Source organism: Vagococcus proximus (genome assembly GCF_029143285.1).
Taxonomy (GTDB): domain Bacteria; phylum Bacillota; class Bacilli; order Lactobacillales; family Vagococcaceae; genus Vagococcus_D; species Vagococcus_D proximus.
This window is the reverse complement of the sequence record NZ_JAPDSH010000005.1, coordinates 59,676-74,041: the sequence shown is the minus strand read 5'-3', so window position 1 is coordinate 74,041 and position 14,366 is coordinate 59,676. Positions and strand designations below refer to the sequence as shown.

The window sequence follows — 14,366 nt, the reverse complement described above, 5'->3', positions numbered from 1 at the left end:
TATCTTATTATTTAATAAAACTAAAGTCAAGATATTTTAAATATTTATACGATATATGATTAAAGTATCACCTATTAAACATAAAACCTCATTCAATAGCAACTAATAGGTGTTTTGTATAAGGTCATATACCACCTCATTTAGGCGATATGAAATTAGATAATATAACAATTATCTATTATCACAAACTTGTTAATGAGTGCTGGTGGAAATACAAGTCATCTCGATACTTTCATAATATTTCTAAATCAACTAGCCTATCAGAAGGTTTAAGTATATCTCTTAAACTAATTAAATCGGTCTCACTACCTTCATGATTTACTATTGAGATTGCGATACCTTTTGGAATAATTGTTTCCCGCGCCTTCTATACTCCCTCTCTTTCTTAAATCAATTTATAGCAAATTACTATTCTTTACATAATTCAAATCAAAAATAAAGACTATAAACGCTGATAACCTAGCATTTATAGTCTTTATTTTTATTACCCCACAGACCCTACCATCTCGTACTGGATCAGTCTGTTTAGTTCGACTGCGTACTCCATTGGTAGTTCTTTGGTGAATGGTTCTACGAATCCCATGACAATCATCTCTGTAGCTTCGCCTTCTGATAGGCCTCGGCTCATTAGGTAGTATAATTGTTCTTCTGAGATTTTTGATACTTTCGCTTCGTGTTCTAACGCCACTTGGCTGTTGTGAATCTCGTTGAATGGAATCGTATCACTCTTAGACTTGTCGTCCATGATGATCGTATCGCATTCGATATGTGAGATAGAGCCTGCGCTCTTCTTACCGAAGGTTACTTGTCCACGGTAGTTCACTTCGCCGCCGTCTTTAGCGATTGATTTAGACACGATTGATGATGATGTATTTGGTGCGTTATGAATCATTTTCGCTCCAGTATCTTGGATTTGACCTTCACCAGCAAATGCGATGGATAGCATTGTCCCGCGAGCGCCTTCTCCGTCTAACATAACACTTGGATATTTCATCGTTGTTTTGGCACCTAAGTTACCATCAATCCATTCTACTGTTGCGCCTTCGTATGCTTTCGCACGTTTTGTTACTAAGTTGTAGACGTTATCTGACCAGTTTTGGATGGTTGTATAACGGCAGTAAGCATCTTTACGTGTAAAGATTTCTACGATAGCCGCATGTAAGCTATTTGTTGAGTAAGTTGGAGCGGTACAACCTTCTACGTAGTGAACACTTGCGCCTTCGTCTACGATGATTAGCGTACGCTCAAATTGACCCATGTTTTCGCCATTAATACGGAAATACGTTTGTAGTGGCACGTCACATTTGATCCCTTTAGGAACGTAGATAAAGGTTCCACCTGACCATACTGCAGAGTTTAGGGCTGCTAGTTTGTTGTCAGTTGGGGGAACTAATTTTGCAAAGTACTCTTTAAAGATTTCTGGGTGTTCTTTCAGTGCTGAATCTGTATCTGTAAAGATGATGCCCAATTTTGAGAATTCATCTTTCATGTTGTGGTACACCACTTCTGATTCATACTGTGCTGACGCACCGGCTAAGTATTTTTGCTCAGCTTCTGGAATCCCGATACGTTCAAAGGTTTCTTTGATTTTATCTGGTACATCTTCCCAGTCGCGTGCTGCTTCGTTACTTGCTTTTTTGTAGTAAGTAAGGGCATCAAAATCGATATCTGATAAATCAGGTCCCCACTCTTGCATGTGCATTTTATTGAAGGCCGCTAATGATTTTAAGCGGAAGTCTAACATCCACTCTGGTTCTTCTTTGACCTTTGAGATTTCACGGACAATATCCTCTGATAGGCCTTTGCCTGTTTCAAAAACTGACTCCACGTCATCGTGGAAGCCATATCTATATTCTTCTAGTTCAATTCCTGTTACTTCTTCACTCATTATGGGTCTCCTTTACTGGTTAGTTATGAGAGTCGTCACAGTGACAGGTTTTCTCAACTGTCATGGTTTGGTTCTCGTGAATGCCTTTTTCTAATGCTTTCCAGCCTAGTGTGGCACATTTGATACGTGCTGGGAATTTAGCAACTCCTGCTAGCATCTGTGCGTCACCTAACGCATCTAAGTTAGCCACGTCTTTTCCTTGGACCAACTCTGAAAAGCTATTGATTAAGTCTAAGGCTTCGTCTGTTGTTTTCCCGATGACGGCATCGGTCATCATACTTGCACTAGCGGTACTGATTGAACAGCCACTGCCAGAGAATTTGATGTCTTTAATTGTTTGGTTGTCATCAAGTTTTAAATGCAGTTGAATCACGTCACCACATGTTGGGTTGTTTAATTCAATCTGTGCATCAGCCTCTTCTAGTTCCCCATGATGATGAGGATGGCTAGAGTGGTCTAAAATCACTTGACGGTATAAGTTATCTAATCTAGATAGCGCCATTTTCGAAAAACTCCTTCGCTGCAATGACGGCTGCTACAAATTGGTCAGCCTCTTCAAAGGTATTGTAAAAGTAAAAACTTGCTCGCGCCGTTGATTGAACGTCTAAGTAACGTAACAACGGTTGGGCACAGTGATGGCCTGCTCTGACAGCTACTCCTTGCATGTCCATAGCGGTTGCTAGGTCATGAGGGTGAACACTGTCTAAGTTAAAGGAAATCACGGCACCGCGGTCGCTAGCTTTTTGTGGACCATAAATCTTCAGACCGTCAATGGCTTGAAGTTTTGGCATCACATATTTAGTCAGGGCTTCTTCATAGGCATGAATCTCATCCATTCCAATAGCTGTTATGAAATCAATCGCTGCACCTAATGCAATCGCGCCTGCAATGTTCGGTGTTCCCGCTTCAAATTTCCACGGCAACTCCGTCCAGGTACTCTCTTGGTCGTAAACAAAATCGATCATCTCTCCACCGTATTCCACGGGCTCCATCTTTTCTAGTAAGGCTCGCTTACCGTAAAGAACGCCAATCCCGGTTGGGCCACATAATTTGTGACCACTAAAGGCATAGAAATCCACGTCTAGTGCTTGTACATCCACTGGCATGTGTGGCGCTGCTTGAGCCCCATCTGCTACCATCACTGCGCCGACAGCGTGAGCCATCTCAGCAAGTTCTTTAATTGGATTCGTCACACCCAGTACGTTAGAGACGTGGGCGATTGATACGATTTTAGTTTTATTTGTTATTTTTTGTTTAGCATCTGCCATATCCAGTAACCCATCATGGGTTAACTCGATATAAACTAATGATGCCCCTGTTTGTTTGGCAACCTCTTGCCATGGCACGATATTTGAATGATGTTCCATGTAAGAAATCACAATCTCGTCACCAGGTTGTAAGTTTGCCAACCCGTAGCTTCTGGCAATCCAGTTTAAACTGGTTGTCGTGCCACGGGTAAACAAGGTTTCCGCTGTTTCTTTGGCATTGATAAAGGCTCTCACCTTTTCACGAGCGGCTTCATAATCATGAGTGGCACGCTCTGCTAAAGTATGAACACCGCGGTGAACATTGGCGTTATTTAATTGGTAGTAAGTCGTAAGGCTCTCTAAAACCGCTTTGGGCTTTTGAGTGGTAGCCGCATTGTCCAAATAAATTAACGGTTCATCATTGACACTTTGATCTAAAATCGGAAACTCTTTTTTTAATGCGGCTGCGTTTAACATTACGATAACTTCCTTTCGATAACTTCTGCTAGTTCTTGTTGCACTTCTTTAACAGGGATCGCTGTTAAGACAGAACCTAAGAACCCACGAATAACTAAGCGTTCTGCTTCTGTACGTCTTAAACCACGACTCATTAAGTAGTACATTTCTTCAGGATCAACGCGTCCAACTGAGGCTGCATGTCCTGCTGTTACTTCATTTTCATCAATTAAAAGAATCGGGTTCGCATCTCCACGAGCATCATCAGATAACATTAGTACACGACTTTCTTGTTGTGCATCTGCTCCTTTAGCGCCTTTTAGGATATGACCAATTCCGTTAAATGTTAAGGTTCCTTTATCACGGATAACACCATGTTGTAAGATATGTCCTACTGAATGAGGGGCCATATTCGTTACACGTGTATCAATGCCTTGTGTTTGACGACCTGAACTAATCGCAACAGCTTTTACTTCTGAATGAGCGCCTTCGCCCACTAAATCAGAATCAAAGTCCGCTACCACGTTCGCTTCGTTCATCACACCAATCGCCCAGTCAACTGACGCATCGCGCATAATGTGGCCACGACGGTTTAAGTAAGCTGTCACGTTTTCGCCTAATTGGTCAATCGCTGAGAATTTCACACGAGCGCCTTGTTTCGCGATAACTTCAACGACGATATTCGCTGTTGATTTCACGTCACCTTCGCCTACTGTTTGGAAACGTTCCAAGTAGTTGAATTGTGAATTTTCGTCTGCCACGATTAACACGTGTTTGACAAAGTTTGTGTTTGACGCTGCATTTTGTAAGAAAATTGCTTCAATTGGTTCCTCAATCACAACGTTTTTAGGAACGTATAAGAACATTCCGCCACTCATAAAGGCTGCATGGAAGGCTGTTAATTTATCTTCATCTGCTTTGACTGCTAACGTCATGTAAGCCTCTTTTACTAACTCTTCATGTTCTTGCATCGCTGTAAAGATATCAGTAAAAATAACACCTTTTTCCATTAATGATACTGGCATTTGCTCCGCAATTGTTATGTTACCGTGTTGCACTAATAAAGGATTATCTTTGGCTACATCAAAGCTGTAAACCCCATCAAAATCCACCGTTTCTTCAAACTCTACCACGTTTGTTAAATCCCAACGGTCAATTTTGACACGTTCGATTTGTGGTAAGTCCAAGTCGTTAATTAAGTTTAAGGCTGCTTCTCTGTTAGCAAGCATCCAAGCAGGTTCTCCTTGGCTAGCTGAATAAGCTTGGATATTGCCTAGATAAGTTGTCATATCTGTTGTTTTCATAGTATCTAGTCCTCCTTTTTTATTCTGCTGCTAATTCGATTCCTAATTCTTCACTAATTCCTGCATAACCTTCTGCTTCTAAACGTTTAGCAAGTTCTGCTCCACCTGTTTTAACCACACGTCCATCCATCATTACGTGAACCACATCTGGTGTGATGTAGTTAAGTAGACGTTGGTAGTGAGTGATGATTAACGCGCCAAAGTTTTCGCCGCGCATTTCGTTGATTCCTTTTGATACCACTTTAAGTGCATCAATATCAAGACCTGAATCGATCTCATCTAAGATTGCAAATGTTGGTTCTAACATTAATAATTGTAGGATTTCGTTACGTTTTTTCTCTCCACCTGAGAAGCCTTCATTTAAATAACGTTCAGCCATTTCTTCTGACATGTCTAATAATGCCATTTTTTCATCTAATTTTTTGATGAAATCCATAACTGAGATTTTGTCATCTTCGTCACGTTTCGCATTGATTGCCGCACGCATGAATTCAGCATTTGTAATTCCTGGGATTTCACTTGGGTATTGCATCGCTAAGAATAGACCAGCACGAGCACGTTCGTCTACTTCTAATTCTAAGATGTTTTCGCCATCTAAAAGAATTTCTCCTTCAGTGACTTCATAGTTAGGGTTCCCCATGATAGCAGCAGATAAAGTTGATTTACCTGTTCCGTTTGGTCCCATAATCGCATGGATTTCGTTAGTGTTCATTGTTAAATTAACACCTTTTAAAATTTCTTTATCTTCAATTGACACATGTAAATTTTTAATTTCTAAAACAGACATTAGCAATGACCTCCGTATTTAAATTTTGTCTTTAAAACTTCCTTTTCAGTTTATCCTAATTGAGAATGAATTTCAAATGATAGAGCTTATATTTTAAGGTTTTCCCTACTTTTATTTCTCGCTATTTATAACGATTACAAATTGAACAGCTTATTTTTCGACTTTTAATAACATGTCATTGTGCTCAATATCGTCCTCTAAATATGTCTCAGATGTTATCTCAAATCCGAATTTTTGATAAAACGGCAGTAAATAAGTTTGGGCTGAGATTTCAATGTCTTTTCCTGGGAAGCGTTTGGCAATTTCTTCGATAGTTCCTGCTACTAATTCTTCTCCTAATTTTTGACCACGATAGTCTTTTGTCACTAAGACACGTCCAAAACTAATACGCTCTCCTCTGTCGATAATGCGCGTGTATCCTTTTAAGTCACCTGTGTCTGACCAAATACCGTAATGAAGCACATCATAATCCACGTCATCTACTTCTTGATAAGGGCAATTTTGTTCGACTACAAACACCGCTGTTCTCTCTTTAAAAATCGTTACCAATTCTCTTGGTGTTAAGTCTGCTGTTTTCACACATTTTTTCATCTAATTACTCCCCCTTTTATTTTGTCTTAATCATTATACTATAACTGAGTTTTAAGGTATAATCAGTAAGTAATTACGCCTTTTTTAAGGAAAGTTTGAACTAAAGGAGATCACCTTATGAAATTATTGAAATTATTAACGCACCGCGTAACGCTTGTTGTCTTACTCTTGCTGTTACAGTTGGCGCTATTATTCGGAAGTATCCTCTTCCTACAAGATGACTTTGTCTATTTCTATGTTGTCTATATTATCGTATCCGTTGCTGCCGTTTTACATATTATCAACGACCGCAGTCAACCCGCCTACAAAATTGCTTGGTTAATCCCAGTAACCTTACTGCCTATCTTTGGGACGGTGATTTATATCGTCTTTGGCCGTTTGCGTGTCAGTAAGAAATTTAAACAACGCATGGAATTGGTTTTCCAAAAAGAAAAAGAGGCAGTCAAAGAAACTATTCCTTACTTGGAGATTGAAGATGGCAACTTAGATGCGATTTTCCAATCCAATTATTTAACTAACAAGGGTGGCATCCCAATCTTCAAAAACACAACCAGTGAGTATCTCCCTTTCGGCGAGCAAGCTTTCGCTTCAATGAAAGAAGAACTAGAAAAAGCTGAGAAGTATATCTTCATGGAATACTTCATTATTGAAGAAGGAAAAATGTGGGATGAGATTTTAGAAATCATGGTTCGCAAAGCACAAGAAGGCGTTGATGTTCGTCTAATGTACGACGATTTCGGTTGCCTTTTCACATTGCCTGAAGGTTACCACAAAAAAGTTGAGAAGATGGGCATTAAATGTTCTGTTTTCAATCCATTCGTACCGGTTTTATCATCCATCTTTAATAACCGCGATCACCGGAAAATGGCGATCATTGACGGTAAAGTTGCCTTCACTGGTGGCATTAACTTAGCAGATGAATACATCAATGAAATTCAACGCTTTGGTCACTGGAAAGATAACGCCATTAAAATGGAAGGCGATGCAGCATGGGGCTTCACTCTGATGTTCCTCTCACTTTGGGATTTCCAAAGACCTGAAGAACGTCCCTATACGGATTACTTCCCAGGTTACACGGAACAAAAAAATGCTGTTGGCTATTACCAACCGTATACTGATTTACCATTCGATAACGAAATGCTCGGCGAAAATGTTTACCTAAGCTTAATCGCTCGTGCTAAAAAATATATCTACATTACAACACCTTACTTAATTATTGATAACTTATTAATGGAAGCTTTATGTACCGCAGCAAAAGGCGGCATCGACGTGCGCTTACAAACCCCACACATTGCCGACAAAGCTTACGTACACGCTCTTACAAAATCAAACTACGAACAACTAATAGAAGCCGGTGTCCGTGTCTTTGAATATTCACCAGGATTCATCCACTCTAAAACATTTGTAGTCGATGACCTTTACGGAACAGTCGGAACAGTAAACATGGACTACCGCAGTTTATTCCTACACGTCGAATGTGGGGTATGGATGTATAAAACAGAAGCCATCCCACAACTCCTAAACGACTTCGTCGAAACCGAAAAACTCTGCGAAGAAATCACCCTAGAAAAAGCCCGCGACATCCGCTGGTTCACCCACCTAGGAAGAGCCATCCTAAACGTCTTCGCTCCGTTGATGTAAGTTGCGAGTTTCGGTGGTTAGAGGTTGGATACTGGAACTCTTCAAATCATATAACCTCATTAACTGTTTTCGTACTAGCACTATAGCTATCCCCGTACCAAACTAATTTTAAACCAAAGGTGGCTTATTACTAATGAAAAAAAGTATAACAATACTTTCAATTTTAGGAATTTTAATTTTAACAGCATTCAGTGTTAAGCAATATGAGAAGTATATGACTTATTCAACAATAACTAATTTTTTAGATGAAAAAAATTGGTCAAAAGATACTAAAGAAATAATTAATGACTATGATATAAAACGAGGGGCTTATTATCAAACAATCACATTTAAAGATGAAGATAAAAATACTTATGAATTTAATGTTGATGGTAATAAAAAAGTATTTAGCCATGGTTGGGATGAATACGGTAATCCTTTAGAGACTACAGAAAAATACATAACAGAATAAACAGATAGTGTCTCTCAGTTTAATGCAGATATTAGATTAAACTAGTGAAGATTTAGACACCTTTGTTTTCATTACTATTCTGTAAAAAACAACAGTATGTGTACTGTTGCTCATAATCAAGTAATTGGAAGAAAAGCAGACTATTCGTTCGTTGAATAGCCTGCTTTTTTCTTTTATTGCCAATTTAATTCACTGCATCACAATTTCTACCTAAAAATCGGTAGACTTATCACCCTCTAACTAAAATACCTCCTTTAAATACACTGTTTTCATGATTATCATTTCTTACCTGTTAAGTTGTGATATAATTCACTTGTTATAAAGAAAGCGTTATCACTTTTAGATTAATTAGGAGGTTTATTATGGAAATTATTACCGAATTGCCTGCCATTTTTAATGACTTCGGTGAGGCAAGAAAACAAAGCTTTTTAGCAGTGAAGGATCTTAAAGAAAAAGGTGTCCCGATTATCGGTGCTTATTGTACATTTTTACCTGAAGAACTTGCGATGGCTGCCGGTGCGCTACAAATCAGTTTATGCTCCACTTCGGATGAAACCATCAGCGCAGCTGAAGAAGATCTCCCTCGCAATCTTTGTCCGTTAATTAAATCAAGTTACGGCTTTGGTAAAACCGATAAGTGCCCTTATTTCTACTTTTCAGATTTAGTTGTTGGTGAAACGACTTGTGATGGTAAGAAAAAAATGTATGAATACATGGCTGATTTTAAACCTTGCTATATCATGCACCTCCCTAATAAGCGAGACACTCCCGCAAGTATTGCATTATGGCGTGATGAAATTATCCGCTATAAGGAAAAACTAGAAGACTTTCTAAATGTCACGATTACAGAAGAAGCCATTCACGATGCTATTATTTTTAAAAATAAAGAACGACAAGCTAAAAAGGATTTTTATTCTCTAGGCAAGTTAAATCCCCCTGCTTTAACCGGAGAAGAAATTTTTAAAGTGATGTACGGTGCTCAGTATACTTTAGATAAAGCAGATCTAATTGACCGTCTAGATGGCATAACTGAAAAAGTAAAAGCAGATTATGCTGCTGGCAAACGATTGGATGCTAAACCTCGTATTTTAATTACCGGCTCACCTATTGGCGGTGTTACAGAAAAAGTCATTCGTGCTGTAGAAGATAACGGCGGCATCATCGTTGCCTATGAAAATTGTACAGTTGCCAAAGCTGTTGAACGTTTAGTGGATGAAGATAAAGAAAATTATGATGCTTTAACTGAAAAATATTTAGATATTGGGTGTGCTTGTATGTCTAACAACCAAACTCGAATTGATTTACTTGATACGATGATTGATGAGTATCAAGTTGACGGTGTGATTGATATGGTATTACAAGCTTGTCATCCCTTTGCTCTTGAGTCATTAAAAATCAAACGCTTCTGCCAAGAAGAAAAAGACGTGCCTTATATGTATCTAGAAACCGATTATTCTACTTCTGATATCGAACAAATCAATACACGCTGTACGGCCTTTATTGAGATGATTGGAGGTTAAATTTGATGTATATTATCGGCATTGATAGTGGGTCTACTACGACAAAAGGCGTGTTGTATGACGGTGAAACTATCTGTCATCAGTTACTCGTTCCTACAGCAGGCGACCCCCGACACGCCATGACCACGATAAAAAATGGGTTACTTGGTGTCTTACCACCAGAAGACACAACTACTCTTCCAATTATAACAACTGGATACGGACGAAAACTTTTAGAAGAAGCGACTTGCATCACTGAAATCTCGTGCCACGCTGCTGGTGTACACTATTTACTTCCAAGTGCGACACAACTGATTGATATTGGCGGTCAAGACTGTAAAACCATTACCCTTAATAAAAAAGGGGGCGTCTCCGATTTTAATATGAACGATAAATGCGCAGCGGGTACTGGCCGTTTTGTTGAGGTATTAATGCGGACATTAGGCGAAGATATTGAAAATTTAGATGCCTTCGTTAAAGGTGCTACTCCTGTCAAAATTAATAGCATGTGTACTGTTTTTGCTGAATCTGAAGTCATTAGTTTAGTCGCACAAGGTGAAGACAGGTCAGCTATAGCTAAAGGCGTATTGACTTCAATTGTTCAACGCATTAGCAATCAATTAGTTAAACTTGGTTATAAAAGAGACCAACCTGTCTTTCTATCAGGAGGCTTAGCCCAAAGTGATGAAATCCGTGCTATTTTAAGTGAACATCTTGATACTGAGGTTGTCACTGACCCACTTGCTCAGTACGCTGGCGCAATTGGTGCAGCTCGATTAGGCCACAAAAAATTAAACGCATAAAAAAAGCACTAGCCTAAGCTAGTGCTTTTTTCATCTATACAATTAAACCAAATACTCCTGCTGCAATCACTGCACCAATGACTGGTCCAACTACTGGTACCCATGAATACGCCCAGTCAGATGGTCCTTTTCCTGCAATTGGTAACAACTGATGTGCAATACGCGGCCCTAAGTCACGAGCTGGGTTGATTGCATATCCTGTCGCCCCACCCAGTGACAACCCAATTGCTAAGATTAAAACGCCAACTGCCATTGGGTTAACGCCATCAGCAAATTGATGTTGTGTCATGGCTAGTAAACCAAACACGAGTACAAATGTCCCGATAATTTCTGATAGTAAGTTGGCTGGATAATGTCTAATCGCAGGTCCTGTTGCAAATGTACCAAGAATAGCACCTTGATCTTTTGTTTCAGCCCAATGTGGTAGATACATCGCCCACACTAATCCTGCTCCGACAATCCCACCTAATACTTGTGCGATAATAAATGGTAAAACTAAATTCCACTCCAAGTTGCCTGCTACAGCATTCCCAATCGTTACCGCTGGGTTTAAATGCGCAGGTCCCATAAAGCCTGAGAAATAAACGGCAATCGTTACGGCTGTTGCCCATCCCATTGCAATCACAATCCAACCTGATGCTTCTGCTTTACTCTTCTTTAAATTGACGGCGGCACAAACCCCGTCCCCTAATAAAATTAAAATAGCTGTTCCAAAAAATTCACTAAAAATCTGTAACATATTTCCGTTCACACTGATTCTCTCCTTTGGTCTGCTCTCTGCTGCATTGCCCTACAACATCGAACGATCGACTAATTATTTTTTGTAATAATAAAGTTAGCCATATATAACTAGTAGATACTCAAAAAAGAGACTGTTCTTTCAGATAGTTTAACCGACTATCTTTTGAGATACTTATTGATGGTGAGCCGATTTATCTAGCAGATTTTATCACACTCCTATCACAAGTCGTCGACATGTTTGAGTTCCACTCCTATTCTTATAATAGTAATAATAACTGACCTTTATTGAGAGTGGGCTTTACGCTTTAAACTCATTCATACCACGCCTATATTATCTCATAAAACGCTTACTTTTTCATCATAAAACCTGTTATTTTTGTGAAAAATAAAAAAACTTCTTTCTCGCTTAAGAAAGAAGTTTTAAAGTTAATTTAGATATACTGACGCTCTTCTTCATTATAGAACGCACGGTCAATTGTCCCGCCACCTAAACATTCACCACCATCATAGAAGACAACGGCTTGTCCTGGTGTAATCGCACGAACGGGTTCATCAAACGTCACAACCGCTTCAGTTTGTTCCTCATTTGTAAAGCGAACGGTAACCCCTGTATCTGTTTGACGGTATCTGAATTTCGCTGTGCATTTAAATTCAGTAGGGCGTTTTTCATCAAATGTGAAATGAACACCACTTGTTTCTAAATGAGTCGAATAAAGAGTCGGATGATGGAAGCCTTGTCCAACATATAAAGTATTTGTTTTTAAATCTTTACCAATAGCAAACCAGGGCTCTTGTGTTTTACCACCGCCACCGATTCCTAGACCTTGACGTTGCCCGATTGTATAATACATCAAGCCACCGTGATCGCCTTTTACTTCGCCATCTTCTGTCACCATTTTACCTGGTTTAGCTGGTAAGTATTTGCCTAAGAATTCTTTGAAATTTTTCTCACCGATAAAGCAAACACCGGTTGAATCTTTTTTCTTCGCTGTCGCAAGTCCAGCTTTTTCTGCTAACTCACGTACCACTGGTTTTTCTAAATGACCAAGTGGGAACATTGTTTTAGACAATTGCTCTTGTGACAATTGACTTAAGAAATACGTTTGGTCTTTATTATTGTCTACGCCACGCAACATGCGAGAACGGCCATCTTCATCACGAACAACTTGAGCGTAATGCCCTGTTGCCACGTAATCAGCACCTAATTCCATCGCATAGTCTAAAAAGGCTTTGAATTTAATTTCTTTGTTACACATAACATCAGGATTTGGCGTTCTGCCACGTTTGTATTCATCTAAGAAATATTCAAACACACGGTCCCAATATTCTTTCTCAAAGTTTACTGAGTAATATGGAATTCCGATTTGGTCTGCCACTTTCGCCACATCTTTGTAGTCTTCTGTTGCAGTACATACCCCATTATCGTCAGTATCGTCCCAATTTTTCATGAAGATTCCTACTACATCATACCCTTGCTCTTTTAAAAGTAAGGCTGTTACTGACGAATCTACGCCGCCACTCATTCCTACTACTACTCTGATTTTACTGTTATCAGTTGTCATACATACACCATCATTTCTTTCAGATTCTGAAATTACTACGATTTGAAGGTCGGATTTCAGTCTTTTCTATTATAGACTCTTTTGTGTTATTTTTCATCTCTTTGCCTCAGAAAGTCGATTTATTTTAAAAATCACCTAAACAACACCGTCCTGAAATACTAATAGCGTACTCACCAGTTGATTGATTATTTAAAGCGCAAGCTCTAACCAACCCTGCTTTTCCAAGTGACGCGCCTTGCTCTATCGTCAACTCTAGTTGGTCCAATTTATTAGAGTTAGCTAGCGCCCCAACCATACTCCCAGATGCTGTCCCTGTTACTGGATCCTCTTTTACTCCCGCAGTCGCACTAGAAAAATGCCTCGCTTCATAGTCGATACCATCTTTCTGACTTGGTGCATACGGATGGATGGAGGCATAAGGATAATCGGTTAATACGTCGGGAAACAGTTGATTGTCAGCTTGCATCTTGCCAAGTAGTTCAGCCTTTTTAACAGGAACCAGTAGTGTCCAAACTCCTGTTGACCCGTATTCCAAAGGCAACTCTTCTGATAAATCAGTTTCAGAAATCCCTAAGACTTGGCATAACGCTGCTCTATCTTCCTTAAAAGGGTGACTCTGATACGGGCACTGCGACATCGTCAATTCCTCTGTTAGCTCATCATAGTTAAGACTTAATTGCCCTGCTTTTGTTTCCACCGTAATAGTTTGGGAAACAAGGTTGTCCCTCTCTTTAAGAAACAACCACACTGCCCCTATTGTTCCATGTCCACATAACGGTGTTTCTTTGTCTGGCATAAAAAAGCGTAGACGCAACCTCGATTGCTCACTTTTCAAACAAAAGACAGTCTCACTTAAGCCAACCTTTTTCGCAATCCCTTGCATTTCGGCACTACTTAACTCATCCGCATTTAGTACCACGCCAGCTGGATTTCCTTTTGTAGGTGCTGTTGTAAATACAGCCACTTTCTTTACTCGATCTAACATGCTACCCCTCCTTTTCTAGATAAAAAAACTCCCAAGGCCACATACGTAGTCTTTAGGAGTTTAACAGGTTAACCTTCTACTTTTTCAAAACAGCCACGGTCAATCATACCGTCCATTAAGAAATAGAATTTATCTTGATTCATTTTAAAGCTCTCGTTCTTGAAGATATCCACTGCTTTTAAACCATTTGCAGTTGTTACTGACATTTTCATAGCGTCAATGTCTTTAGACACTGTAATTTTTAATTTAAAGCCTTGTTTACTTTGAGGCGTTGCATCTAACGGACGAACTAATTGGAAGTTTCCGGCATTTGTTTCTTGAAACCCATTATCTCGTAATGTATATTTTTTAGTTGTTTCAGTTAATCTATAGCTTACTGGGCATCCTAATACTGTTGCTTCTTTTTTCATC

14 protein-coding genes are annotated in these 14,366 nt (G+C 39.3%); 4 read left to right on the top strand and 10 right to left on the bottom strand.

The window, feature by feature from the left end:
- Positions 1-484: 484 nt before the first annotated feature.
- The 6 genes from sufB to OL233_RS07470 form a co-directional block, all read right to left on the bottom strand.
- Positions 485-1,888, bottom strand: a complete 1,404-nt coding sequence (sufB, locus tag OL233_RS07495; protein WP_275471714.1) for a Fe-S cluster assembly protein SufB — start codon at positions 1,886-1,888, stop codon at positions 485-487.
- 19 nt (positions 1,889-1,907) lie between these two features.
- A complete protein-coding gene (gene sufU, locus OL233_RS07490) occupies positions 1,908-2,390 on the bottom strand; it encodes a Fe-S cluster assembly sulfur transfer protein SufU (protein ID WP_275471713.1) in 483 nt (160 codons plus the stop codon).
- Positions 2,377-3,612, bottom strand: coding sequence for a cysteine desulfurase (locus OL233_RS07485; RefSeq protein ID WP_275471712.1), 1,236 nt, complete (start codon positions 3,610-3,612; stop codon positions 2,377-2,379). Before OL233_RS07485 ends, sufU begins: the two co-directional genes overlap by 14 nt.
- Entirely contained in the window at positions 3,612-4,895 is a 1,284-nt protein-coding gene (gene sufD / locus OL233_RS07480; RefSeq protein WP_275471711.1) for a Fe-S cluster assembly protein SufD, read from the bottom strand. The genes OL233_RS07485 and sufD overlap by 1 nt, the downstream gene beginning before the upstream one ends.
- Before the next feature lie 19 nt (positions 4,896-4,914).
- Positions 4,915-5,682 (bottom strand): Fe-S cluster assembly ATPase SufC, encoded by a 768-nt coding sequence (sufC, locus tag OL233_RS07475; RefSeq protein ID WP_275471710.1) that lies wholly within the window; start codon positions 5,680-5,682, stop codon positions 4,915-4,917.
- Positions 5,683-5,832: 150 nt separating this feature from the next.
- Entirely contained in the window at positions 5,833-6,273 is a 441-nt protein-coding gene (locus OL233_RS07470; protein ID WP_275471709.1) for a GNAT family N-acetyltransferase, read from the bottom strand.
- 117 nt (positions 6,274-6,390) lie between these two features.
- On the opposite strand from OL233_RS07470, the gene cls reads away from it, so the two are divergent.
- From cls to OL233_RS07450, 4 genes are all read left to right on the top strand, one after another.
- Positions 6,391-7,914 carry a cardiolipin synthase gene (gene cls / locus OL233_RS07465; RefSeq protein WP_275471708.1) on the top strand — a complete coding sequence of 508 codons (1,524 nt, stop codon included), beginning with the start codon at positions 6,391-6,393 and terminating at the stop codon, positions 7,912-7,914.
- Positions 7,915-8,047: 133 nt separating this feature from the next.
- On the top strand, positions 8,048-8,365 hold the full coding sequence (locus tag OL233_RS07460) for a DUF3139 domain-containing protein (RefSeq protein ID WP_275471707.1): 318 nt from the start codon (positions 8,048-8,050) through the stop codon (positions 8,363-8,365).
- A 362-nt stretch (positions 8,366-8,727) separates the two neighbouring features.
- A complete protein-coding gene (locus tag OL233_RS07455; RefSeq protein WP_275471706.1) occupies positions 8,728-9,885 on the top strand; it encodes a double-cubane-cluster-containing anaerobic reductase in 1,158 nt (385 codons plus the stop codon).
- Between the two features lie 5 nt (positions 9,886-9,890).
- Positions 9,891-10,667: an acyl-CoA dehydratase activase gene (locus OL233_RS07450; protein ID WP_275471705.1), complete on the top strand. Its 777-nt coding sequence runs from the start codon at positions 9,891-9,893 to the stop codon at positions 10,665-10,667.
- A gap of 34 nt (positions 10,668-10,701) precedes the next feature.
- Here the strand turns inward: OL233_RS07450 and OL233_RS07445 are convergent, their stop codons facing one another.
- The 4 genes from OL233_RS07445 to OL233_RS07430 form a co-directional block, all read right to left on the bottom strand.
- A complete protein-coding gene (locus OL233_RS07445) occupies positions 10,702-11,406 on the bottom strand; it encodes an MIP/aquaporin family protein (protein WP_275471817.1) in 705 nt (234 codons plus the stop codon).
- A 433-nt stretch (positions 11,407-11,839) separates the two neighbouring features.
- Positions 11,840-12,970, bottom strand: coding sequence for a tRNA 2-thiouridine(34) synthase MnmA (gene mnmA / locus OL233_RS07440; protein WP_275471704.1), 1,131 nt, complete (start codon positions 12,968-12,970; stop codon positions 11,840-11,842).
- A 124-nt stretch (positions 12,971-13,094) separates the two neighbouring features.
- A complete protein-coding gene (locus OL233_RS07435) occupies positions 13,095-13,955 on the bottom strand; it encodes a PhzF family phenazine biosynthesis protein (RefSeq protein WP_275471703.1) in 861 nt (286 codons plus the stop codon).
- Positions 13,956-14,023: 68 nt separating this feature from the next.
- Complete coding sequence (locus OL233_RS07430; protein ID WP_126832024.1) at positions 14,024-14,365, bottom strand: DUF1831 domain-containing protein; 342 nt, start codon at positions 14,363-14,365, stop codon at positions 14,024-14,026.
- Position 14,366: the final 1 nt, after the last annotated feature.

Bases quoted from the DNA above. Each gene is read 5' to 3' on its own strand.
- sufD (WP_275471711.1), bottom strand. From the start codon at position 4,895: ATGAAAACAACAGATATGACAACTTATCTAGGCAATATCCAAGCTTAT.
- mnmA (WP_275471704.1), bottom strand. From the start codon at position 12,970: ATGACAACTGATAACAGTAAAATCAGAGTAGTAGTAGGAATGAGTGGC.
- OL233_RS07470 (WP_275471709.1), bottom strand. From the start codon at position 6,273: ATGAAAAAATGTGTGAAAACAGCAGACTTAACACCAAGAGAATTGGTA.
- OL233_RS07455 (WP_275471706.1), top strand. From the start codon at position 8,728: ATGGAAATTATTACCGAATTGCCTGCCATTTTTAATGACTTCGGTGAG.
- OL233_RS07460 (WP_275471707.1), top strand. From the start codon at position 8,048: ATGAAAAAAAGTATAACAATACTTTCAATTTTAGGAATTTTAATTTTA.
- OL233_RS07485 (WP_275471712.1), bottom strand. From the start codon at position 3,612: ATGTTAAACGCAGCCGCATTAAAAAAAGAGTTTCCGATTTTAGATCAA.
- cls (WP_275471708.1), top strand. From the start codon at position 6,391: ATGAAATTATTGAAATTATTAACGCACCGCGTAACGCTTGTTGTCTTA.
- sufC (WP_275471710.1), bottom strand. From the start codon at position 5,682: ATGTCTGTTTTAGAAATTAAAAATTTACATGTGTCAATTGAAGATAAA.
- sufB (WP_275471714.1), bottom strand. From the start codon at position 1,888: ATGAGTGAAGAAGTAACAGGAATTGAACTAGAAGAATATAGATATGGC.
- OL233_RS07435 (WP_275471703.1), bottom strand. From the start codon at position 13,955: ATGTTAGATCGAGTAAAGAAAGTGGCTGTATTTACAACAGCACCTACA.
- OL233_RS07430 (WP_126832024.1), bottom strand. From the start codon at position 14,365: ATGAAAAAAGAAGCAACAGTATTAGGATGCCCAGTAAGCTATAGATTA.
- OL233_RS07445 (WP_275471817.1), bottom strand. From the start codon at position 11,406: ATGTTACAGATTTTTAGTGAATTTTTTGGAACAGCTATTTTAATTTTA.
- sufU (WP_275471713.1), bottom strand. From the start codon at position 2,390: ATGGCGCTATCTAGATTAGATAACTTATACCGTCAAGTGATTTTAGAC.
- OL233_RS07450 (WP_275471705.1), top strand. From the start codon at position 9,891: ATGTATATTATCGGCATTGATAGTGGGTCTACTACGACAAAAGGCGTG.